We start from the raw sequence: 21,072 nt of genomic DNA, 5'->3' as shown, positions 1-21,072 counted from the left end.
CAAACGTAAAACTTTGTTAAAGAAACATCAACCTTGTCCATATTGTACCTGTTTTTATCCAAAAATTCAAGCCCATTTTCAAAATTCCTGTTTATTTAAATAGCAATTTCCTGTAATAATACTTGAAACCCCTGCTCATAAGCATTTATAATGAAAAAAAATCTTTTTTTACAGCAAAGGAGTTTTGCCATGTATTACGACTTTCATTTACATACCTCCTTTTCCAGTGACAGCAATGCGCCCATGGAACGTATGATTTTGCAGGGTATTTCTCTGGGGCTTCCCGGAATCTGCTTTACTGAACACATGGATTTGGATTTTCCCCCGGGGAATTTTTCTTTTCTTGTGAATTTGCCTGCTTATAAGAAAACCTGCCTGGAATTAAAAGAAAAATATGCCGGTTTGATTTCTGTTTTCTTTGGTCTGGAAATGGGTCTGCAGCCACATTTAAAGAAAGAAATTCCTGCACTCGCCGATTCAGAGAATTTTGATTTTCTCATAGGCTCTACTCACATTGTGGACAGACTTGACCCATACAATCCTGAATTTTACGAAAACAGGACTCAAAAAAGAAGCCTATCAGCGATATTTTGAAGTTGTTCTGGAAAACCTGAGAACCTTTTCCTGCTTTGATACCTGCGGACATATCGACTATGTGGTTCGCTACGGTCCCGAGAAAAACAAAGGCTATTCCTATCAGACTTATGCAGATATTCTGGACGAGATTTTAAAAACTCTGATTGAGAAGGGAATCGGGCTGGAGTGCAACAGCGCCGGCTTTAAATACGGACTGGGGCACCCCAACCCACCACAGAAGATATCCTTCTGCGATACCGGGAATTGGGAGGCGAACTTTTAACACTGGGATCTGACGGCCATGCACCGGAACATATGGCTTATGACTTTCTAAAGACAGGCGAACTTTTAAAGGCATGTGGATTCCGCTATTATACGATTTTCCGAAAAAGAAAACCGGAATTTATAAAACTCTAAGGATACAGCTTGATAAGACAAAAGACTGCAGTATCAGACTTTTCCTGACACTACAGTCTTTTTCTATGCCCTCCCGAGAATAATGCCGCCGCCTGCCACATATTCTCCCTGATAGAACACCACGGCCTGTCCCGGCGTAATGGCTCTTTGGGGTTCTGTAAAGGTTACCTTCACTTTTCCATTTCCCGCGTCCTCCAGGGTACAGGGGGCTCCTGCATGATTATAACGGATTTTTGCCATGAGATTCATACCGTCCTCCAGCTTCTCAATAGCCATAAAATTCACTCTGTCGCAAAGGAGGCTATGCACAAACAAATCCTCATTTTCCCCGATGACTACCTCATTGCTTTCCGGTCGGATTTCCGTCACAAATACCGGGCGTCCCATAGCCAGATTCAATCCCTTTCTCTGCCCGATGGTATAGTGGATAATCCCCTCATGCTGCCCGATAACCGTACCGTCCTTTTGCACATAATTACCCTTTTCTATGTGCTTTCCTGTATGCTCTTCAATAAATCCCGCATAATCGTTATCCGGCACAAAACAGATTTCCTGACTGTCCTTTTTATGCGCCACAGGAAGTCCTGCTTCTTCCGCCATACAACGAATCTCGTCTTTTGTATAATCTCCTACCGGCATCAGGGTTCTGGAAAGTTGCTCCTGAGTAAGATTATACAACGCATAAGTCTGGTCTTTTCTGGCTGTGACGGAATTGCGGATAGCATATCTGCCGTTTGGAAGCTGTTCCACTCTGGCATAATGCCCGGTGGCAATATAATCTGCGCCAATATCCAGGCTTCTCTTTAAAAGAGATTCCCATTTTACATACCGATTACAGGCAATACACGGGTTCGGCGTTCTGCCTTCCAGGTATTCCCGGGTAAAATAATCAATGACATTCTCCTGAAATTCTTTTCTGAAATTCATTACATAGTAGGGAATGTCCAGCATCTGCGCCACTCTTCTGGCGTCGTCTACTGCGCTTAATCCGCAGCAGCCGCCATTCTCTTCCTGAAATTCCCGGTTTTCTTCCTGCCAAATCTGCATGGTAACGCCGATAACTTCATATCCCTGCTGTTTCAAAAGTAAAGCAGCTACCGAAGAATCCACGCCTCCGGATAGCCCTACTACTACCTTTTTCTTTGCCATTAATACTCTTCCTCCTCTTCTTCCTCTTCACCCTCGTGAATGTCAGATTTTGGTTTCGTCAGTCCTTCGATTTTAATACCATGTTTTTCTGCATAGTCCCACAGCGCTGCATGAATAGCTTCTTCTGCTAAAAGAGAGCAGTGTACTTTCACTGGTGGAAGTCCGTCCAGGGCTTCCATAACTGCCTTATTGGTTACCTGCAGGGCTTCCTGAATGGTTTTCCCTTTGACCAGCTCTGTTGCCATACTGCTGGTTGCCACTGCTGCGCCGCAGCCAAAGGTTTTAAATTTACAGTCTTTGATAATCTGGTTTTCATCAATATCCAGATAAATACGCATAATATCTCCACACTTTGCATTGCCTACAGTTCCCACACCACTGGCATTCTCAATTTCTCCTACGTTTCTTGGATTCTGAAAATGATCCATAACTTTTTCGCTGTACATAACAAATTCCTCCGTTCATTTCAAGTTTTTTCTTGTTTTCAATTTTCCCATTAATTTTTACTGTTTTTCTGTTTTCTCACAAAATCTTCGTATAAAGGAGAAAGCTCGCGCAGCCTTCCCACAATTTCCTTAATCTGTTCCAGTGTGTAATCCAAATCCTCTTTTGTAATGTCTTCTCCAAGCGTCAGGCGCAGAGAACCATGTGCAATCTCATGAGGAAGTCCAATAGACAGAAGCACATGAGAAGGGTCTAAGGAACCTGATGTACAGGCAGAACCGCTGGAGCCTGCAATTCCCTTCATATCCAGCATAATCAGCAGGGACTCACCTTCAATAAAGCGGAAGCTGAAATTCATATTGTTTGGAAGACGTTTTACAGGGTCCCCGTTTAATTTTGTATAAGGAACTTCCTCCAAAACTCTCTGAATAAAGTAATCTCTTAATTCTCTCTCTTTTTTTGTTCTCTCTTCCATGGTTTCTGCCGCTCTTTTGGCAGCTACGCCATATCCCACGATTCCCGGTACGTTTTCTGTTCCTGCTCTTCTCTTTCTCTCCTGTGCACCACCGTGTACAAAGGAACGGATTTTCACGCCCTTACGGATATAGAGGAAACCAATTCCCTTTGGTCCGTTGATTTTGTGAGCGCTGGAACTTAACATATCAATGTTCATATCGTCCACGTCAATGGGTACCTGTCCGAAGGCCTGTACCGCATCTGTATGGAACAGCACGCCATGCTCTTTCGCAATCATACCGATTTCTTTTATTGGCTCAATGGTTCCGATTTCGTTATTGGCAAACATAATAGAAATCAGGATAGTTTCCGGACAAATCGCCTTCTGAAGTTCTTCCAAATCCACCAGACCGTTTTCATCTACGTCCAGATAAGTAATTCTGGCACCTTTTTTCTCCAGATATTCACAAGTGTGTAAAATGGCGTGATGCTCGATTTTGGTTGTAATAATATGATTTCCTTTTCCTTCATATGCCTCAAAAGTAGCCTTTAACGCCCAGTTGTCTGCCTCGCTTCCGCCTGCCGTAAAGTAAATCTCTTCTGTCTTGGCGCCAATTACCTGAGCAATCTGTTCACGCGCCTTGGTAATCGCTTCCCTGCTTCTCTGACCAATTTCATAAATACTGGAAGCATTTCCATAATCCTCCGTAAAATAAGGAAGCATTGCGTCTACAACCTCCTGAGAGGTTTTTGTAGTTGCTGCATTATCCAGATAAATTCTTGTTTTCATACTCTTCATCTCCTATTGATTAATCACATTTTTGCACTTTGATCTGTCCTTTATCCCGCGCTTTGCGGCTTTCTTCTACCAGTTGATTTATCATAATAGAGTCTACGGTTTCCTGTATACTCCGGTTAATTCTCTGCCACACATATCGGGTAACGCATAAATCCTCACCCTGACAGTGCTCATTATTGCCTGCTCCGCAGGAAACAGCCTCCAGACTGCCTTCCAGCGCCCTCAGCACATCTCCCACCGAGATTTCCTCTGCAGGTCTTGCCAGCTTATAACCGCCCTGGGCTCCCCGGACACTGACCACCAGACCTTCTTTTTTCAGCTTGCGTACAAGCTGTTCCAGATAATTATCTGAAATATTCTGTCTGGCAGAAATGCTTTGTATGGATACCGCTTCTTCATCACTATAAAGCGCCAGGTCAATCATTGCCCGCAAACCATACCTGCCTTTTGTGGAAAGCTTCAATTTATCGCCTCTTTTCAATTCCTACTATTTTAGTCGGATTTCTAATCTGGAAGTAGAATATCATCTTTCCCCTGTTCTGTCAAGCATCTTTGCGGAATATATTTAGGAAAAAGAAAAATTCGGTGAAACTATGAACAATAGGCAGCTTCTTTTAAAAGGAACCCTTGTTTTAACACTCTCAGGTTTTCTGACGAAAATTATGGGATTTATTTATAGAATATTCCTCTCACAGGCAATCGGTGCCAGAGGCATGGGAATCTATCAGCTTATTTTTCCAATTCAAACCCTGTGTTTTGCTCTGTCTGTAGGCGGTATCCAGACAGCCATTTCCAGATTTACCGCAGCCCGGGCAGCTTTAAAAGACGAGCAGGGCGCCAGAGATGTTTTTTTAATTTCCACGATCCTTTCTGTCTGCACTGCCATTCTGGTTTCTTTTTTCCTGTACCGTCACGCAGCCTGGTTTGCTCTGCATATTTTATTGGAGGAAAGCTGTACTCCGCTTTTAAAGATTATGGCGCTTTCCATTCCTTTAGGTACTTTCCACGCCTGTGTAAGCGGCTACTGCTTTGCCCGAAAAAAAATGGCTGTACCTGCCCTTGCACAGCTTCTGGAGCAAACTTCTCGCATTGGCACCTCTTATCTTTTGTTCCTTATCCAAACCGAGCAGGGTATTTCTCCCACGCCATCTTTGGCCGTCAGCGGACTTTTGGGTGGAGAGCTGGTTTCCATGCTCTTCTCCGGTTTTTTTATTCTTCTGGATTATAAAAAAAAATCACTATATGCTGCGACATATGAAGGCTCCTCTGGCTGATTTAAAAGCAATTCTGAGCCTTTCCCTTCCTCTGACCTGCAACCGCCTTCTGGTGAATCTTCTCCACAGCATTGAAACCGTACTCATACCGGGACACCTGCGGCTTTACGGACTGGACAATGCCTCTGCTCTTTCCATATACGGAATTTTGACTGGAATGGCTCTTCCCCTTATTCTCTTTCCCTCTGCCATTACCAACGCTGTATCCACGGTTTTGCTGCCTTCTGTGGCAGAACATCAGGCAGTGGGCAACCGCAGGCATATCCGGCACAGCATTTTCCTGTCCATGAAATACGGTCTGCTTCTGGGGCTTCTGTCTACCGCTTTCTTCTATTTTGCCGGTGATTTTCTAGGTCTTGTGTTATTTAAAAATGAATTTGCCGGAACCTTTATTAAAACACTGTCCTTTATCTGTCCCTGTCTTTATGTATCTGGGACTCTTAGCGGCATCTTAAACGGACTTGGACTGGCAAACCAGAGCTTTCTCTTAAACACCTCCGGACTGGGGCTTCGTCTTCTCTTTGTCTGTCTGGTTATTCCCAGATATGGTATTGTGGGATATCTTTGGGGTCTAATTGCCAGCGAGCTGTTATCCACCCTTTTGTCCGTTTACTTTCTTCGTGATTATTTTCGCACATAGTCACTTTAAAGTTCTGAAGTGTTTTCATGAAAAACTATCGACAAGGTACTTTTCTTGTATTATAATTTGTTTTTGAACAATACTGATTACGAAATACAAAGGAGATTGCCATGAGTTTTAAATTCGTCAAACAACTTCCCACCCCAGATGAAGTGAAGGAACAAATCCCTGTTTCCGAAAAACTGAAAAAAGTAAAGGCTGCCAGGGATATCATGATTCAGGATATATTTACCGGAAAATCAGATAAATTTCTGGTTATTGTAGGTCCCTGCTCTGCTGATAATGAAGAATCTGTCTGTGAATACACCAACCGTCTTGCCCGTCTTCAGGAAAAGGTAGAAGAGCGCCTGGTTCTGGTTCCCCGTATTTATACCAACAAGCCCCGTACCACAGGTGAGGGATATAAGGGTATGCTGCACCAGCCAGACCCGGAAGCGAAGCCGGACGTTTTGGCAGGTATCCTGGCTATCCGCAACATGCACCTGCGCTCCCTTGCCGAAACAGGCTTAAGTTCTGCTGATGAAATGCTCTACCCGGACAACTGGCACTATCTTTCTGATTTGCTCTCCTATGTTGCCATTGGCGCCCGTTCTGTGGAAAACCAGGAGCATCGGCTTATGGTCAGCGGTCTGGAGATTCCCGCAGGTATGAAAAATCCCACCAGCGGAGATTTCTCTGTCATGATGAACTCTGTAATTGCAGCCCAGGCGGGACACGATTTTATTTCCAGGGGCTGGGAAGTAGCCACTACCGGAAATCCTCTGACCCATACGATTCTGAGGGGTGCAGTAAGTAAACATGGAAACACCATTCCTAACTATCACTACGAAGATTTACAGCGTCTTTTAGATATGTACAATGAAAAGAATCTGGCAAATCCGGCTGCCATTATTGATGCCAATCACTCCAACTCCGGCAAAAAATATAAAGAGCAGATTCGTATTGTAAAGGAAGTGCTGCACAGCCGCCTGGTTTCTCCTGATATCCGCAACCTGGTAAAGGGTGTAATGATTGAAAGCTATCTTGTGGAAGGGAACCAGAAAATCGGCCCGAATCATATATACGGCAAATCCATTACAGACCCTTGTCTTGGCTGGGAGGATACTGAAAAACTGATTTATACCATTGCCGAACTGTGCTGATTGTTCCGTTAGGAGCCAACAGAAAAGAAAGCAGACAAAACATTTATACTATGTTTTGTGCTGCTTCCTTTTGTTTTAAAAATTCTTTTTTCATTCTTATCGTCTGGGGTGTGCTTTCATATACACATCTCGGATTTTATTTATGTTCATATTCATGTAAATCTGCGTAGTGGAAATATCTGCATGTCCCATCATTTCCTGTACGCTTTTTAAATCCGCACCATTCTGCACCAGATGCGCTGCAAAGGAATGGCGCAAAGTATGGGGAGTGATATCCTGCTGGATCCCCGCTGCTTCTGCATAGCTTTTTAAAACCTTCCAGAATCCCTGGCGGCTCATGGATTTTCCGGAGCAATTCAAAAACAACATTTCACTCTCCTGCCCTCCCAAAAGCTCTGTTCTGGCGCCTTCCATATAATGTTCGACCCATCTTTTTGCAGCGCTTCCAAAAGGTATCACGCGTTCTTTTTCTTTGTGACTGCAGGTAATATATCCCAGTTTTAAATTAATATCTTTTATAGTAAGACTGATTAACTCGCTTACTCTGATACCAGTGGCATACAAAAGCTCCAGCATAGCTCTGTCCCGGATTCCTTTTGCCGTGTTTTCCTTGGGCTGCTTTAACAGCAAATCCACCTCTTCTATGGTCAGAACCCCAGGCAGCCTTTTTTCGATTTTAGGTGCTTTTAAGTTTTCTGCCGGATTTTCCTTCCAGCCTCTTTCTCTGCACAAAAAATAAAAAAAAGCTCTTATAGAGGCAATGCTTCTGGATATGGAAGAGGCAGCAAAATTCTGCCGCTCCATATGCATGACATAAGAATTTAAAAGTGTGGCATTTATCTGCTCCACATTTTTAATTCCTTCCTCGGTCAAAAACTTCTCCAATTTTTTCAAATCACGTTCATATGAAACTTCTGTATTTCTGGAAGTGCCTCTGGTATTATGTAAATAACCGATAAACTCTTCTATTTCGCACTTCATATTTCATTCCCCTTCTGTAGGCATAATTCGATTATATATCATTTATTATACAAAAATCAAACCCAAATTTAACAGGAATTCCTGCTTTTTCAAGGCTTTTCGTATTTTCCACAAGATATCGAAACAACATTTCCAGAGCAATACCACATCTGGTAAATTATAAAATATTAATTTTTTATGAACTCAGTTCCATTTCCCCCATATCGCATTTAAAAAGGTTTGATTAACATAACTTTCCTGCCAGATACCCAGAAGAATACACACGGCTGCACCGGAGAGAAAGAAAAAATAGGCACGGTAATCTGCTTTTTCCTTCTTTTTGCTTCCCCAGGCTTTCTGCGCCATCTGCATGACAGAAAAGAAAAACAACAGCCAACCTGGAAGGTAAAAAAAGAACTGCGGCAGAAAAGACAGCATCCCCAGAAAAATCCCCTTTATTCCATAATCCAACAAAAACACTGTCATCAGACTCCCTGCCAGAAACCCAAACCAGACAAGACTGACAGAAACCATTGGAACGCCTAAAGGCGTCAGACCACAGACTGCCCCAAATAAAAAGAAACCGCCCCTCTTCACCAGCAATTCCCCAAATAGCCCAGGTTTTCCCTTTTCCCTCTGCACAGCGTCTGCCAGATATAAGGACAAAAGACTGGTCTGATAACCTGTTTCTTTAATAAACAGATTGGTACAAAAAATTCCGCCTGTAAAACCAACTAAAAATAATATGGAAAACATTCTGCTATATTTTTTCATTCTCTCACCCTTTACAGTCTATGTTTTTCCAAAAGAAAAAAGACCCCTTCCTGCTTTCGCATAGGGTCTTTTTATTCTCTTTTCAGTCGATTTTATTACTTGGCATAATCCACAACTCTTGATTCGCGGATTACATTTACTTTAATCTGTCCCGGATATTCCAGTTCTGCTTCAATCTGTTTGGAAATATCTCTTGCCAGCAGTACCATATCTGCATCTGTAACATGCTCCGGCACTACCATGACACGAATTTCCCTTCCTGCCTGAATAGCAAAAGATTTATCTACTCCCTTAAAGGAGTTTGTAATATCTTCTAATTGTTTTAATCTGTTGGTATAGGTTTCTAAGGTTTCTCTTCTTGCGCCTGGCCTTGCTGCTGAAATCGCATCAGCTGCCTGTACAATACAAGCTACCAGGGAGGTAGGCTCCACATCACCGTGATGAGATTCTACCGCATTAATCACAATCTGTGATTCTTTATATTTTCTACATAAGTCAGCACCAATCTGAATATGGGAGCCCTCCACCTCGTGGTCAATAGACTTACCTATATCATGGAGCAGACCTGCTCTTTTCGCCATTCGTATATCTGTTCCCACTTCACCTGCCAGCAGACCTGCCAGTTGAGCTACTTCAATGGAATGCTTCAGTGCATTCTGTCCGTAACTTGAGCGGAACTTCATGCGGCCCAGAAGACGAATCAGTTCAGGATGAATACCATGTACGCCAACCTCCAGCGCAGCAGCTTCTCCTTCTTCCCTCATCATGGATTCCACTTCTCTTTGAGCCTTTTCAACCATTTCCTCAATTCTTGCCGGGTGAATACGCCCGTCTACAATCAATTTCTCCAAAGCAATTCTGGCGACTTCTCTTCGGATAGGGTCAAATCCTGATAAAACAACTGCTTCCGGAGTGTCATCAATAATCAAATCCACGCCTGTCAGTGTTTCCAACGTACGGATATTACGTCCCTCACGTCCGATAATACGTCCTTTCATTTCATCGCTTGGAAGCTGTACAACAGAGATCGTAGCTTCTGCTACATGGTCTGCTGCACATTTCTGAATAGCAGTTACCACATATTCTTTTGCCTTTTTGTCAGCTTCTTCTTTTGCCTTACTCTCCAATTCTTTGTAAAGTTTGGCAGTGTCAATTTTCACTTCATCTTCAACAGTTTTCAACAGATAATCTTTTGCCTGTTCGGAGGTCAGACCTGAAATTCTCTCCAGTTCCTGTACTCTCTGTCCTTGTAATTCATCGACTTTCTTTTCTTTCTTCTTTAATTCTGCTTCCTTTGCTGTGTACTCGGCTTCTCTTCTTTCCAAAGCATCTGCTTTTTTATCAAGAGCCTCTTCTTTTGACAAAACACGTTTTTCATACTTCTGAAGTTCGTTTCTTCTCTCTTTTGTTTCCTTCTCCAATTCATTTTTGGTTCGGAGATTTTCTTCTTTTGCCTCTAAGAGAGCTTCACGTTTCTTTGTTTCAGCAGTCTTCAATGCTTCATCTATAATGCTTCTTGCTTTCACTTCTGCTGTTCCGATAGTTTCTGCATCTTTTTCCATTTTTTTCTTCACAGAAAGATTGGCAGTCACAGGAATTGCTACCAGCAGGGTAACAGCTACAGCAACAATTGCAATTATTACATAGATTGCCACAGGAGCACCTCCTTATTTAGTTTTCATTGTACGGATACAACAGTATAATTTTATACTGAATTTTGAAAAAAGTCAACAGAAAACCAACAAGTAGCAACCGTATTTCTGTGTAATTTCACAGTTCCCGAAAAACTGCCAGAATATCTGAGGAAGAGAATCCCCTCCGCATAAAAAAGCCGTATAAACGCTGTTTTTCCTTCTCCTCCAATGGTCCCTGAATCTTTCTTTTTTTCTCCAGCATCTCCCGTATAACATCTCTGGAATCTGTCTTTTCCTCAGTTTCTTCAAGCACCTGCTGCAGAATCTCCGGTGCTATCCCCTTTTGTATCAGTTCCATGCGAATCCTTGCCATTCCTTTTTTATTCTTCTGATTTTCCATATACATGGCAGCATATCTGGCATCATCAATATAATGAAAGGATTCTACATAAGAAAGAGCAGTTTCGATTGCCTGTGCTGGATAGCCATTCTGCTGTAATTTTCTCTCCAGCTCTGCTCTTGTTCGATCCATCTTCTGAAGGAGGTGCATGGCGCGCAGTTTTGCCCGCTTTGTCAGTACCTCCTCTACCAACTCTGTATAAACTTCATCTGATATTTCTCTGTCTTTTTCAATCCCGTAACGACTCAGCTCTCCTTTGTACAAAACAAAGGCAAACTGTCCGTCAATTTCCACCTGATATTTCTGCTTTGTTACAGCTTTTATTTCTGTAACGGTCATGGAGAAGTTCCCCCTTAATCTTCTTTTTCACCGTCTGCTGCACCTGCAGACTCTGCTGCTTTCTTCTCTTCTTTTCCTGCTTCCTGTGTGTCTGCACCTTCTTCTTTTGAAACCAGACCGTAAAATTCCCGTACTTTTTTCTCGATTTCCTCTGAAATTTCCGGATTTTCCTTCAGATATTTTTTGGCATTTTCACGACCCTGTCCGATTTTGCCGTCCTTATATGCATACCATGCGCCGCTTTTATTCACAATGCCAATATTGGCTGCCAGATCCAAAATATCTCCTTCTCTGGAAATTCCTTCACCGAACATAATATCAAACTCTGCCTCTTTAAACGGAGGAGCAATCTTATTTTTCACCACTTTAATTCTGGTACGGTTTCCTACCATTTCTCCGCCCTGCTTTAAGGTTTCGATTCTGCGGACGTCCATACGAATAGAAGAATAGAATTTCAAAGCGCGTCCGCCTGTTGTTACCTCCGGATTTCCAAACATTACACCAACCTTTTCACGAAGCTGGTTAATAAAAATCACCACACAATTGGATTTGCTGATGTGTGCGGTCAGCTTTCTAAGCGCCTGTGACATAAGACGAGCCTGAAGACCCACATGAGAATCTCCCATATCTCCTTCAATTTCTGCCTTTGGAACCAAAGCAGCTACAGAGTCCACAATAATAATGTCCACAGCCCCGGAGCGCACCATGGTTTCTGTAATTTCCAGAGCCTGCTCTCCATTATCCGGCTGTGAAATATACAGATTGTCAATATCCACACCTATCTTCTTTGCATATGCAGGGTCCAGAGCATGCTCTGCATCAATGAAGCCGGCAATTCCGCCTCTCTTCTGCACTTCTGCCACCATATGAAGAGCTACAGTTGTTTTACCACTGGATTCCGGTCCATACACCTCTATAATTCTTCCTTTTGGGATACCGCCCAATCCAAGGGCAATATCCAGACTCAAGGCACCTGTAGGAACGGTTTCTACATTCATATTGGCAGTGGAATCTCCCAATTTCATAACAGAACCCTTTCCAAACTGCTTCTCAATCTGTGCCAATGCTCCGTCCAGAGCCTTTAATTTATCTTCTTTGACCATCTGCGCCATATTTTATTCTCCTTTTTATCACTGCCATTTTACGAACTTATGTTCGTTCATGTATTTCATAATAGTACACTTTCCCATAGTTGTCAACTGTTTTTCATGGAAATCACCCGCCATTTTTTTATTTTACTGTGTGAATTTTGCAGTGAACACTGCCCGGAATCAAGATATGGAACTGCCGCAAGCACCTATGCTTCCTATGTACTGCAGGGCGGCTGCACAATACGGCAAAACCACAAAATATTTAAGATGTTTTCAGTATGAACTTTTTTCCTGTATCTGTCAAGAAAAATACGCGAAAAGGAAACATTTTATTTTGCAAATGACCTTCCGCTTCGAATCCGAATCAACCAAAGAACATTTTGAAAAATGTCCTCCCTGTCTTCCAAATCAATCATAAGCCAACGCTGTCCATTCCCTTCTTTTGTCCGGTAATAAAGTTCCTGTATTGCGGGCGTCATTTCACCCAAACAGGACTCCACTTCTTCTTTTTCTTTTTTCCCAATTACCACTAACACCGTAAAAAAACCATTCTTGGATAGATGGTACAAAGGGTCTTTCCCGCCTTTTTAAACTTTATATTCCAGCCTTTTTCCCAACTGCAGGAACTGAACTCTATCTTTTCCCTGCACCCATATTCCCTTTTTATCTCTTCGCAAAATTCCCCGAAAACGGGATTTCTTACATACTCTTCGATTTCTTCTAATGTAGGGCAATACGTTTTCTCTTCTAAAGATATCATAACTCCTCCTCTTCTTTTCGTATTCTTCTCATATAAAGTAAAGGATACGGCTGCCCCTGCTCATCACATTCTGTTCTCTTATATACCTGAAATCCCATATGTTCATAAAAACCCACTGCAAGAGGATTCTGCTCGTTCACAGCGACTTCCCAAATTTGTTCCTTACGGATTCCATAAGTAATCAATTCTTTGCCTGTTCCTTTTCCCCGTTCTTTGTCCGATACAAAAAGCATTTCCAGCTTCTGTCCTTCAATTCCCATAAATGCCATGGGGGATTTTTCTTCGTTTAGGGCAATGAACAAATAAGATACGGCTTTTAACGCCTGCGGAACATACTTTTTGATATGTATAATCTCCTCTTCTGATAAAAACAAATGTGTCGCTCTCACAGAAGACTCCCATACCTCCAATAATTTCTGTATCAATGCATCATTTCGTTCTTTTACTTCTACTATTTTCATTTCTTTTGTCTATTCCTTTCCGGTGAATTTACACTTGAACCTTTACCATTTTCCTGATTTATTCATTGCAAAATAAGCTATCACCATATTGATTCATAAGCATGGGCGCAGACTAAGCACAAATGTTATTGATAAAGCGATTTTCTTTTTCAGAGCCTTACGCTCCGTCAACTTCAAACTTATCCTTTGATATACAAATTTAAAGTTATATATCCCCTTTTAATCGAATCAATGATTTTTTTGTTTCAAATCCGTCTGGATATCTTTTCTTTAACTTATCAATATTCGCTTGAAAAATATCCTCAAGTGACATATCCAATGCTGTAGCAGCTTCAGCTAAATACCATGCAATATCTCCAAATTCTTTTGCTAAATGTTCCTTGTCTAACTCGTGCCCTTGTGCCAGCCATTTTTTCACAATATCGATTGCCTCTCCCGATTCACCACACAATCCCATTACACTATTGATTAAAACCTCCTTCTTATTGAGTTCCGGGTTCAATGTTGTCATTGCTAATTCTTGATATTCATTCACTTTCATTTTCAACATACCTCATTATCTTATAAATTCTATCGTTTCCTTCTAAACTGATATGCATATACCTACCTGTTACAGTTCCTTTACCATTTGCATTTCTTTCATTTGCATATCTAAAAATGTGTACTCAATCTCTTTGATTTCTTTAAAACCAATAGAAGCATACATTTTGCGTGCAACTGTATTTTCCAAGGAAACACTGATATACAGTCTGTCAGCATTGTGTTTGTTTTTAAAATAATCAATAAAATCCAACACCGCTTGTTTCCCATAACCTTTTCCCTGAAATTGCTTTCCAATCATAAAACGGCTCATAGACCAGCCTGGAAAAGTATCTCACTGTTCGACATACAAACCAGAATTTTTCAAAAGCACGCTCTTTTGAAATTTCTCAATCAGATTATGTGGAATATTCAATCCATCGCACAGAAATGTGTCTATATCTCTATATTGCTCATGTATCGCTAAAAAGACCTCATTTAAATATTCCTCTTTTGCCAAAAAAATATCCCGTATCTTTTCAGCTTCTGTTTCGGTTTTACCTGCCAGAAGAATCATCTGATAATACTTTTCCACTTTTACCTTATTTATCTCATTTGTCAGCATATAGTCTTCCATAATCGTGCCGTACTCTATGCCAAGTGCAGAAAGCAAGACTGCCGACAGCAATCCGCACCGGTCTTTTCCTTCTGTGCAATGCCATAATACACCACCTTTTGAAAAATCATGTTCCATTACATTCCGTACTGCTTCCCCTAAATTTTTCCTGCACAATTCATTTGTTACCATTTGACGATACAGATATTCCAATTTAGGTACAGAACCAAGAACCTGTTCTTCGTTTAGACCCTTTTCGTGTGAAATACCTGCCATGCTTTCATCAAAAATTGGATTGGACTGATAGTCTGCATTTGGTATGATTACGTCTGGTTTTTCTTTTCTCTCAGTTTCTGTACGCAAATCAATAATCTTTACAATATGATACTGTTTCTGCAAAATTCTCTTATCTGTTTCCGTTGCATCTGCCAGGCTTGCGGAACGGAGCAAAAGCCCCGGAGAAATGGTATCTCCATGAACCGTCCGTAATCCGCCCATATCTCTGGCATTAAATATTTTCTCAAATTTAATACTTCTACTACCCATTTTTATCACCCTTATCAATTCAAATCCGGAAGTTGCGAATCAGCATAGCATTTACTGAAACTTAATAGTAATCAAAATATTATCAAGATTTTCTTCACCCTTGTCATAGGGCCTATCCAGTTTTAAGTCCTGAAAGATTATCCCATAATCATTACTAATTGGATATAATCGGTAAAACTGTTCCTCATGAATATCTTTTACTTCAAAGGTTTGGAACGAATGAATCTGCCCATCAAATCCATCAACCATAAAGTCATATGTATCTATATCCTCAGTATAATAAGATTCCGTATTCTCTGTTTTCTCAACACGATTCTCTTCTGAAGTAATCGTTATATGATTTTTTGTACCTTCCACTCTCACATCAACGAAATGTTTTTTCTCCGGTGAGCATGAAAATGTTTTCAAGTGTTCCCATTTATGGTTTTCCGTATTCGAATGATAAACATTAAACTCAACGCTCTCATTATCTGAACAACCTGAAAAAGTAAAAATCAATGCAAAGGTCAAAACAATTGCTATACCTTTTTTCATGCAACCATCTCCGTTAATTCTAAGTCATTGTTCCACATACAAGGTGGATTTTGCAGATTACTCATAAGGACAATTATGCTCAGATTTTGATTGAAATTCTTTTAGGTTAACAATTTTCATATTTTCATCAAATTCAATAATAGATACTCCGTCAAACCCGCCAATTTCATTGTTATAATCACATTCAAAATACCATTCTACAGCTGTAAACATACCTTGGTGAATAAATCTTTTTATTTTCCACTTCAAAACTGTGCCATTTATATTCCAGTCTGAAAACCATTTTAAGATTTGAGGTAATCCATGATATTCCGAACCATAGCACTCACTATAAATAACATCATCAGAAAAAATGTTTTCTAATGGTTCGATGTTTTTATCAAGCCATGATTGGAAATAACTTTTAACAATATCTTCTCTTTGCATTTAATCACCTCCCCAATTCCCAAATTGCACCTATTTCTTCATATCCATATTATAACAATTCCATATACCTGTCACAATAAAATTTATGATGACCTTGTTATTTTTTAGATAATATAAGTAGACATTATATATGAATTTGCATCACACTTTTATTTCATATCCAAATTCATGTAATACAAAGCCATCATCGAACACCTCATCATAAATGCCTTTAGCCTTTAAAAAATTATTTTTATGATAAAGTTGAATAGCCGGTTCATTGATATCTACTACAAAAAGCCTTAGATATTTTACATCTAATGCTCTTGCAATTTCCTTTGCCTTAGCAAGCATCAGGCTGCCTATTCCTTTTTTGGAATATTTAATATTTACGGCCAATCGGTCAATATATATGGCTTTGGCATGGTTATCGTTCCACTCAACTGCATTTTCACCTATATTTGTATCGCACAAAGCAAACGCTGCCACAATTTCTCTATTATCTGTCAAAATATAAAGCTGACTATTTTTTATATCTTCCTCAAAAAACTCGCAAGGATAAATATTATCCCAAATCTGAATACCATTTTATTACCTTCCCTTTACGGCAATTCAATCTCATAATCCTCGTCTATCCAGACATACGGATACCCATATTCTTTACACAACCAAAATATTTTACCCCAACTATTGACATAAAGCCAAAAAACAGGGCTTTGCCAAAACTTCGCCTCAGAAATTTTCCTGACTGCTGTTTTGCCAAAGCCCTGCTCTGTTTTCTTATCTTCTTATTTTCTTACATACCCGGCTGTGTCAGTACGGAACGTACATGAGCCACCTCTTCCGGTTTGGCGCATGCTGCCGGAACATAATAACTTTTCGCTCTGGCAATCTGATAAATCTCCTCCTGGGACATTTCACACTGATTCCGCATCTGCTTTAACGTCTGTTTTAACTGCTGGTTTTCTGTCTGGGTAATCATTTCCCCATAACGAACCAGTTCTCCGTTAATTCCTGCCAGGGTATCTGCCACCATTGTCTTATCTGTCATTTTCTTTCCCTCCTGCTACTGTAAAAACTGCATTAACTGTTGCTTGCTTTCCATTGCGCTCTGCGCAGACTTCTGGAAAAACTGTTTTACCTGCACGTCCTGTGCCTCGCGGGCATATTCCTGCATTTTGCAGTGGGTAGTTTCGAAACCGCCGATTAAATGGCGCAGATTCTGTAAATCAAGTACCGAGATTTCTGTCATGGCTTTTTCCTCCTGAATGTTTTTTGTTCACACTCTTAGTATGGCAGAATTCTCATTTTCTATAACAGGATTCTTTTTCTATTCTCAATATATCCGATTAACCAGTTGTACATTTCTTCGTACTGCTTTGCTGAATTTGCCCAGGAGAAATCCTTTGCCATGGCTCTGTCTACCAGTTTGTTCCACTCACGTTTTTTGTCATAGTAAACAGATTCTGCATAGCGAATCGTAGCCAGCATTTCATGGGCATTGTAATTAGTAAAGCTGAATCCTGTTCCTGTGCTTTCGTATTCATTGTATGGTTCCACGGTATCCTTTAAGCCGCCGGTTTCTCTGACAATGGGAAGCGTTCCATAACGAAGGCTCATAAGCTGGCTCAATCCGCACGGTTCAAATAAGGAAGGCATGAGGAAGGCATCGCAGGAAGCATAAATCCGGTGTGACAGTCCGTTGTCATAGAAGATATTTGCAGATACCTTGCCCTGGTATTTCCATGCAAAATGGCGGAACATGTTCTCATAGCGTTCCTCGCCGGTTCCCAGTACAACAAGCTGAATACTGTCCTGACACAGCTCGTCCATCACATAATTGACTAAATCAAAGCCCTTCTGGTCTGTAAGACGGGAAACCACACCTATCATCATAACCTTGGGATCCTCTGCCAGTCCCAGCTCTCTTTGCAGCGCCAGTTTGTTTTTCACTTTTTCTTTTCGGAAGTTCTTTGCATTGTAATTCTTGGCAATCAGCTTATCTGTATCCGGGTCATATTCCCCGTAGTCAATACCGTTTACAATTCCTCTTAAATCATGGGATCTGGCTCTTAAAAGGCCCTCCAAATGCTCTCCGTAAAATTCTGTTTTTAATCTCTTCTGCATAAGTGTTACTCACTGTGGTAATGGCATCAGCATAAACCAACCCTCCCTTTAACAGATTGGCGTCTTTATAAGCTTCCAGTTTATCCGGGGTAAAATAATACGCCGGCAATCCGGTAAGTTCACGAATGGTCTTAATATCCCAGGTTCCCTGGAATTTCAGATTATGTATGGTCATAACCGTCTTGATACCCTGATAGAAGGGTCCTCCCTGAAAGCTGTCCTTTAAATATACCGGAATCAGACCTGTCTGCCAGTCATGACAGTGAATTAAATCCGGACGGAAATCAATAACCGGAAGAATGGACAGCGCTGCCTTTGAGAAAAAGGCAAACTTTTCAATATCAAAACGAATATCTCCGTATGGCTGATAACCGGAAAAATAATACTCATTGTCAATAAAATAATACTGGATTCCTTCATACACCAACTGCATAATTCCTACATATTCCCGTCTGTAACCAATATCCATATAAAAATGGGTTACATACTGCAGTTGGTTTTTGTACTCTTCCTTCATACACAAATATTTGGGAATAATTACACGCACATCATACTGATTTTTATCAAAGCATTTTGGCAGCGCACCTACTACGTCCGCTAATCCCCCTGTTTTAATAAAAGGCACTGCCTCTGATGCTACAAACAATATTTTTTTCACTATTACACCCTCCTTGCAAATCAAAAGCTTTATTGACATTATACCCCATTTTTCATGCAAAGAAAAGTTATTTTTCCCTTCTGTTCCAACTAATTTTCCCCTATTTTTTGTATTCCAGACGTATCTTATCTGCAATCAATGCAATAAATTCTGAATTGGTGGGTTTTCCCTTTCCCGTGCTTACTGTATAACCAAACAGCTCGTCAATGGTATCCATTTTTCCTCTGCTCCAGGCAACCTCAATGGCATGGCGTATAGCTCTCTCTACCCGGCTGGGCGTGGTCTGATGCTTTTTGGCAATAGTGGGATAGAGAATTTTGGTAATTGAATTTAACATTTCCATATCATTGACAGACAGAATAATAGCATCTCTTAAATACTGGTAACCTTTAATGTGCGCCGGCACACCGATTTCATGAATGATATTAGTTACATCTGCTTCCAGATTTCTCTCATAATAGCTGCTGTCGCTTTCGTATGCATTAATTTTCCGAAAATCTCTTCTGCGTCTGTCCCTTGCCTGTCTTACATGCTTGATTCTGGACAGCAGCATGTCGTTGTCAAAGGGTTTTAAGATATAGTAATTTGCTCCCAGTTGAAATGCGTCCTCTGTTATCTGTTCCTGTCCTACAGCAGATACAATAATAAATGCGGGGTGTTTTTTCAGATTGGTGTCTTTGCTGACCTTTTCCATAACGGTTAATCCGTCAACCTTTGGCATAATAATGTCCAAAAGTACAACGTCCGGTTCTTTTTCTTTTATAATATCGTAAATTTCGGCGCCGTTATTAGCGTGTCCTACTAATTCCAGCTCTTTGTCCTCGTTAATAAGATTCCCCAATAAGTCCAACATTTTTTCATTGTCATCTGCTATAGCGACATTTAACTTCTCCATTACTTATCCTCCATCTGTTTTGTTCCAACTCTATTCTCCAGCATATGACGGGCGCCCTTTTGAATCGCCACACCTGAAGACTATTAGTATTATATTATCACTTCTTTTCAGAATCAAGCTAAATCATCTTACAACTTATGTTGTATTCTGATACTTTTCATACTTATTCGACATTTTTTCATTTTTTCCCATTATTTTCAACAGTTTACCACAGCATATTCTCGATGAAAATTCCGTATCCTTTGGTAGAATCCTGTACAAAAACATGGGTTACTGCGCCTATAAGCTTTCCGTCCTGTAAAATGGGACTGCCACTCATTCCCTGAACAATCCCTCCTGTGCCTGCCAAAAGCTCCGGATCTGTGACACGAAGAGCAAATGCCTTGTTGGTATCTGCCCGTTCCTTATAAATATCAGTTATCTCAATTTCATAAGATTTTACCTCATTTTCCAGGCAGGTCAGAAGCTCTGCTTTTCCCTTCCTTACTTCCTGCTTATACCCAATTTCCGCCTCCTGCAACTGCAGCCTTTGAGGCTGATCCACTCTTCCGAAAATCCCGATATCTGTGTTCTTTTCTATGGTACCGATTTTCTTATCCTTCTGATATTCAATATATCCGGACAGCTCTCCCGGTGTCCCTTTCACCCCTTTTACAATGGATAAAATCTGCGCCTGATACAGCTCACCCTCCTCAATCTTCAAAAGTTCTCCTGTGTCCGTATCGCTGATGCCGTGTCCCAAGGCACCGAATTTTCCTTTTTTATCCATATAAGTCATGGTGCCAATTCCCTGGGTATTATCTCGCACCCAGATGCCCAACTTATAGCTGTCATCCTCTGCCAGCACAGGAGTCAGGGATAGGGGTATCTTCTCGCCCTCCCGGTTTACCAAAAGTTCCATAGGCTTTCCTTCGCTTTTATGAATCTGCTCAATCAACTCTTTTTTTCCGGATACAGCGCTTCCGTTTACCTTTAAAATATAATCCCCCGCCTTTGCAATATTAGCGGCTGGCTGGCAGGAAATGCCGTCTTTTTTTACAATTTCTCCGGTATCTACCACCAGAACTCCCTCTGTTTCCATGTATAGGCCTACAGGCACACCACAGACTGCCACGGTTTTCTCTTCCACGGTCTGCACCTGGACTTCTTTTACCGGAAGAATTCCCAGAAGTGAGCAGGAAATCCGATAGGTGCTGGCTTCTGAGGCGCCAATAGTATCTGTCCAGGTCAAAAGGGGATTATCCAGAACTTTGGAAAGCTCTTCCTCCTCTCCCGGGCGGATATAAATGGTATCCGGCACAGTATCCTTCAGATGTCCAAAGCTCAGAATACCTGCCGAAAAAATATCCGCTACTAATAATACGATAAGAAACCGCCGATAATTACGTTTCCTTGACAAAAAATCACAACCTTTCTGTTTTTCGGGAAGTAAAACTCCTTGCGGAGCGTTTTTTCA

Annotated in this window: 23 protein-coding genes and 3 pseudogenes; 4 read left to right on the top strand and 22 right to left on the bottom strand. The window is 41.1% G+C overall.

Going from position 1 to position 21,072, the window contains the following annotated elements; genetic code table 11:
* Window positions 1-189 precede the first annotated feature (189 nt).
* A pseudogene (locus DQQ01_RS18090) lies at window positions 190-993 on the top strand (histidinol-phosphatase HisJ family protein).
* A gap of 63 nt (window positions 994-1,056) precedes the next feature.
* Here DQQ01_RS18090 and mnmA read toward each other — a convergent pair.
* Genes mnmA through DQQ01_RS06160 form a run of 4 tightly spaced genes read right to left on the bottom strand, consistent with a single transcriptional unit; the run spans window position 1,057 to window position 4,304 of the window.
* Window positions 1,057-2,142: a tRNA 2-thiouridine(34) synthase MnmA gene (gene mnmA, locus DQQ01_RS06175; RefSeq protein WP_111919294.1), complete on the bottom strand. Its 1,086-nt coding sequence runs from the start codon at window positions 2,140-2,142 to the stop codon at window positions 1,057-1,059.
* Entirely contained in the window at window positions 2,142-2,588 is a 447-nt protein-coding gene (gene nifU, locus DQQ01_RS06170; RefSeq protein ID WP_111919292.1) for a Fe-S cluster assembly scaffold protein NifU, read from the bottom strand. Before nifU ends, mnmA begins: the two co-directional genes overlap by 1 nt.
* 50 nt (window positions 2,589-2,638) lie before the next feature.
* Entirely contained in the window at window positions 2,639-3,832 is a 1,194-nt protein-coding gene (gene nifS, locus DQQ01_RS06165) for a cysteine desulfurase NifS (RefSeq protein WP_111919290.1), read from the bottom strand.
* A gap of 19 nt (window positions 3,833-3,851) precedes the next feature.
* Window positions 3,852-4,304, bottom strand: coding sequence for an RrF2 family transcriptional regulator (locus tag DQQ01_RS06160; protein WP_111919287.1), 453 nt, complete (start codon window positions 4,302-4,304; stop codon window positions 3,852-3,854).
* A 130-nt stretch (window positions 4,305-4,434) separates the two neighbouring features.
* On the opposite strand from DQQ01_RS06160, the gene DQQ01_RS16395 reads away from it, so the two are divergent.
* The 3 genes from DQQ01_RS16395 (at window position 4,435) to DQQ01_RS06150 (ending at window position 6,897) form a co-directional block, all read left to right on the top strand.
* Window positions 4,435-5,115 (top strand): oligosaccharide flippase family protein, encoded by a 681-nt coding sequence (locus tag DQQ01_RS16395; RefSeq protein WP_242980619.1) that lies wholly within the window; start codon window positions 4,435-4,437, stop codon window positions 5,113-5,115.
* Window positions 5,084-5,755: an MATE family efflux transporter gene (locus DQQ01_RS16390; RefSeq protein WP_242980616.1), complete on the top strand. Its 672-nt coding sequence runs from the start codon at window positions 5,084-5,086 to the stop codon at window positions 5,753-5,755. The genes DQQ01_RS16395 and DQQ01_RS16390 overlap by 32 nt, the downstream gene beginning before the upstream one ends.
* 110 nt (window positions 5,756-5,865) lie before the next feature.
* The gene (locus DQQ01_RS06150; RefSeq protein WP_111919285.1) at window positions 5,866-6,897 is read left to right on the top strand and encodes a 3-deoxy-7-phosphoheptulonate synthase; all 1,032 of its coding nucleotides are present in this window, start codon (window positions 5,866-5,868) and stop codon (window positions 6,895-6,897) included.
* 96 nt (window positions 6,898-6,993) lie between these two features.
* On the opposite strand, the gene xerD is transcribed toward DQQ01_RS06150, so the two are convergent.
* The 18 genes and pseudogenes from xerD to spoIVB all read right to left on the bottom strand — a co-directional run bounded on the left by xerD (window position 6,994) and on the right by spoIVB (window position 21,015).
* Window positions 6,994-7,878: a site-specific tyrosine recombinase XerD gene (gene xerD, locus DQQ01_RS06145; RefSeq protein WP_111919283.1), complete on the bottom strand. Its 885-nt coding sequence runs from the start codon at window positions 7,876-7,878 to the stop codon at window positions 6,994-6,996.
* A gap of 183 nt (window positions 7,879-8,061) precedes the next feature.
* Complete coding sequence (locus tag DQQ01_RS06140) at window positions 8,062-8,631, bottom strand: stage II sporulation protein M (protein ID WP_111919281.1); 570 nt, start codon at window positions 8,629-8,631, stop codon at window positions 8,062-8,064.
* 95 nt (window positions 8,632-8,726) lie between these two features.
* Window positions 8,727-10,229, bottom strand: a complete 1,503-nt coding sequence (gene rny / locus DQQ01_RS06135) for a ribonuclease Y (RefSeq protein ID WP_408607857.1) — start codon at window positions 10,227-10,229, stop codon at window positions 8,727-8,729.
* A 172-nt stretch (window positions 10,230-10,401) separates the two neighbouring features.
* Entirely contained in the window at window positions 10,402-11,004 is a 603-nt protein-coding gene (locus tag DQQ01_RS06130; protein WP_111919277.1) for a regulatory protein RecX, read from the bottom strand.
* Window positions 11,005-11,018: 14 nt separating this feature from the next.
* Window positions 11,019-12,107, bottom strand: coding sequence for a recombinase RecA (gene recA, locus DQQ01_RS06125; protein ID WP_199797999.1), 1,089 nt, complete (start codon window positions 12,105-12,107; stop codon window positions 11,019-11,021).
* 317 nt (window positions 12,108-12,424) lie between these two features.
* Window positions 12,425-12,855: pseudogene (locus tag DQQ01_RS06120) on the bottom strand (DUF3788 domain-containing protein).
* On the bottom strand, window positions 12,852-13,316 hold the full coding sequence (locus DQQ01_RS06115; RefSeq protein ID WP_111919273.1) for a GNAT family N-acetyltransferase: 465 nt from the start codon (window positions 13,314-13,316) through the stop codon (window positions 12,852-12,854). Before DQQ01_RS06115 ends, DQQ01_RS06120 begins: the two are co-directional and overlap by 4 nt.
* A gap of 205 nt (window positions 13,317-13,521) precedes the next feature.
* Window positions 13,522-13,857 carry a nucleoside triphosphate pyrophosphohydrolase family protein gene (locus DQQ01_RS06110; RefSeq protein ID WP_111919271.1) on the bottom strand — a complete coding sequence of 112 codons (336 nt, stop codon included), beginning with the start codon at window positions 13,855-13,857 and terminating at the stop codon, window positions 13,522-13,524.
* 69 nt (window positions 13,858-13,926) lie between these two features.
* Window positions 13,927-14,157: a GNAT family N-acetyltransferase gene (locus DQQ01_RS06105; RefSeq protein WP_242980614.1), complete on the bottom strand. Its 231-nt coding sequence runs from the start codon at window positions 14,155-14,157 to the stop codon at window positions 13,927-13,929.
* 33 nt (window positions 14,158-14,190) lie between these two features.
* On the bottom strand, window positions 14,191-14,997 hold the full coding sequence (locus DQQ01_RS06100; RefSeq protein WP_111919269.1) for a tyrosine-protein phosphatase: 807 nt from the start codon (window positions 14,995-14,997) through the stop codon (window positions 14,191-14,193).
* 51 nt (window positions 14,998-15,048) lie between these two features.
* Complete coding sequence (locus tag DQQ01_RS06095; protein WP_111919267.1) at window positions 15,049-15,531, bottom strand: hypothetical protein; 483 nt, start codon at window positions 15,529-15,531, stop codon at window positions 15,049-15,051.
* Between the two features lie 57 nt (window positions 15,532-15,588).
* The gene (locus tag DQQ01_RS06090) at window positions 15,589-15,957 is read right to left on the bottom strand and encodes a nuclear transport factor 2 family protein (protein ID WP_111919265.1); all 369 of its coding nucleotides are present in this window, start codon (window positions 15,955-15,957) and stop codon (window positions 15,589-15,591) included.
* A 141-nt stretch (window positions 15,958-16,098) separates the two neighbouring features.
* Window positions 16,099-16,446, bottom strand: coding sequence for a GNAT family N-acetyltransferase (locus tag DQQ01_RS06085; protein ID WP_242980612.1), 348 nt, complete (start codon window positions 16,444-16,446; stop codon window positions 16,099-16,101).
* A 286-nt stretch (window positions 16,447-16,732) separates the two neighbouring features.
* On the bottom strand, window positions 16,733-16,987 hold the full coding sequence (locus DQQ01_RS06080; protein ID WP_111919261.1) for a spore coat protein: 255 nt from the start codon (window positions 16,985-16,987) through the stop codon (window positions 16,733-16,735).
* A gap of 15 nt (window positions 16,988-17,002) precedes the next feature.
* Window positions 17,003-17,188 (bottom strand): hypothetical protein, encoded by a 186-nt coding sequence (locus DQQ01_RS06075; RefSeq protein WP_111919259.1) that lies wholly within the window; start codon window positions 17,186-17,188, stop codon window positions 17,003-17,005.
* 59 nt (window positions 17,189-17,247) lie between these two features.
* Window positions 17,248-18,721: pseudogene (gene glgA, locus DQQ01_RS18085) on the bottom strand (glycogen synthase GlgA).
* Window positions 18,722-18,821: 100 nt separating this feature from the next.
* The gene (gene spo0A / locus DQQ01_RS06065) at window positions 18,822-19,616 is read right to left on the bottom strand and encodes a sporulation transcription factor Spo0A (protein WP_111919257.1); all 795 of its coding nucleotides are present in this window, start codon (window positions 19,614-19,616) and stop codon (window positions 18,822-18,824) included.
* 205 nt (window positions 19,617-19,821) lie between these two features.
* On the bottom strand, window positions 19,822-21,015 hold the full coding sequence (gene spoIVB / locus DQQ01_RS06060; RefSeq protein ID WP_111919255.1) for a SpoIVB peptidase: 1,194 nt from the start codon (window positions 21,013-21,015) through the stop codon (window positions 19,822-19,824).
* Window positions 21,016-21,072: the final 57 nt, after the last annotated feature.

Origin of the sequence: Blautia argi, assembly GCF_003287895.1 — a bacterium.
GTDB classification, from domain to species: Bacteria; Bacillota; Clostridia; order Lachnospirales; family Lachnospiraceae; genus Blautia; species Blautia argi.
This window is presented reverse-complemented; position numbering and strand designations above follow the sequence as displayed.

Coding starts and splice junctions, on each gene's coding strand:
- DQQ01_RS06095 (WP_111919267.1), bottom strand. CDS start 15,531: ATGAAAAAAGGTATAGCAATTGTTTTGACCTTTGCATTGATTTTTACT.
- DQQ01_RS06150 (WP_111919285.1), top strand. CDS start 5,866: ATGAGTTTTAAATTCGTCAAACAACTTCCCACCCCAGATGAAGTGAAG.
- DQQ01_RS16390 (WP_242980616.1), top strand. CDS start 5,084: ATGCTGCGACATATGAAGGCTCCTCTGGCTGATTTAAAAGCAATTCTG.
- DQQ01_RS06075 (WP_111919259.1), bottom strand. CDS start 17,188: ATGACAGAAATCTCGGTACTTGATTTACAGAATCTGCGCCATTTAATC.
- recA (WP_199797999.1), bottom strand. CDS start 12,107: ATGGTCAAAGAAGATAAATTAAAGGCTCTGGACGGAGCATTGGCACAG.
- mnmA (WP_111919294.1), bottom strand. CDS start 2,142: ATGGCAAAGAAAAAGGTAGTAGTAGGGCTATCCGGAGGCGTGGATTCT.
- DQQ01_RS06110 (WP_111919271.1), bottom strand. CDS start 13,857: ATGAAAGTGAATGAATATCAAGAATTAGCAATGACAACATTGAACCCG.
- nifS (WP_111919290.1), bottom strand. CDS start 3,832: ATGAAAACAAGAATTTATCTGGATAATGCAGCAACTACAAAAACCTCT.
- DQQ01_RS06080 (WP_111919261.1), bottom strand. CDS start 16,987: ATGACAGATAAGACAATGGTGGCAGATACCCTGGCAGGAATTAACGGA.
- DQQ01_RS06105 (WP_242980614.1), bottom strand. CDS start 14,157: ATGATTGGAAAGCAATTTCAGGGAAAAGGTTATGGGAAACAAGCGGTG.
- nifU (WP_111919292.1), bottom strand. CDS start 2,588: ATGTACAGCGAAAAAGTTATGGATCATTTTCAGAATCCAAGAAACGTA.
- DQQ01_RS06090 (WP_111919265.1), bottom strand. CDS start 15,957: ATGCAAAGAGAAGATATTGTTAAAAGTTATTTCCAATCATGGCTTGAT.
- DQQ01_RS06115 (WP_111919273.1), bottom strand. CDS start 13,316: ATGAAAATAGTAGAAGTAAAAGAACGAAATGATGCATTGATACAGAAA.
- spo0A (WP_111919257.1), bottom strand. CDS start 19,616: ATGGAGAAGTTAAATGTCGCTATAGCAGATGACAATGAAAAAATGTTG.
- DQQ01_RS06130 (WP_111919277.1), bottom strand. CDS start 11,004: ATGACCGTTACAGAAATAAAAGCTGTAACAAAGCAGAAATATCAGGTG.
- DQQ01_RS06140 (WP_111919281.1), bottom strand. CDS start 8,631: ATGAAAAAATATAGCAGAATGTTTTCCATATTATTTTTAGTTGGTTTT.
- xerD (WP_111919283.1), bottom strand. CDS start 7,878: ATGAAGTGCGAAATAGAAGAGTTTATCGGTTATTTACATAATACCAGA.
- DQQ01_RS06100 (WP_111919269.1), bottom strand. CDS start 14,997: ATGGGTAGTAGAAGTATTAAATTTGAGAAAATATTTAATGCCAGAGAT.
- DQQ01_RS16395 (WP_242980619.1), top strand. CDS start 4,435: ATGAACAATAGGCAGCTTCTTTTAAAAGGAACCCTTGTTTTAACACTC.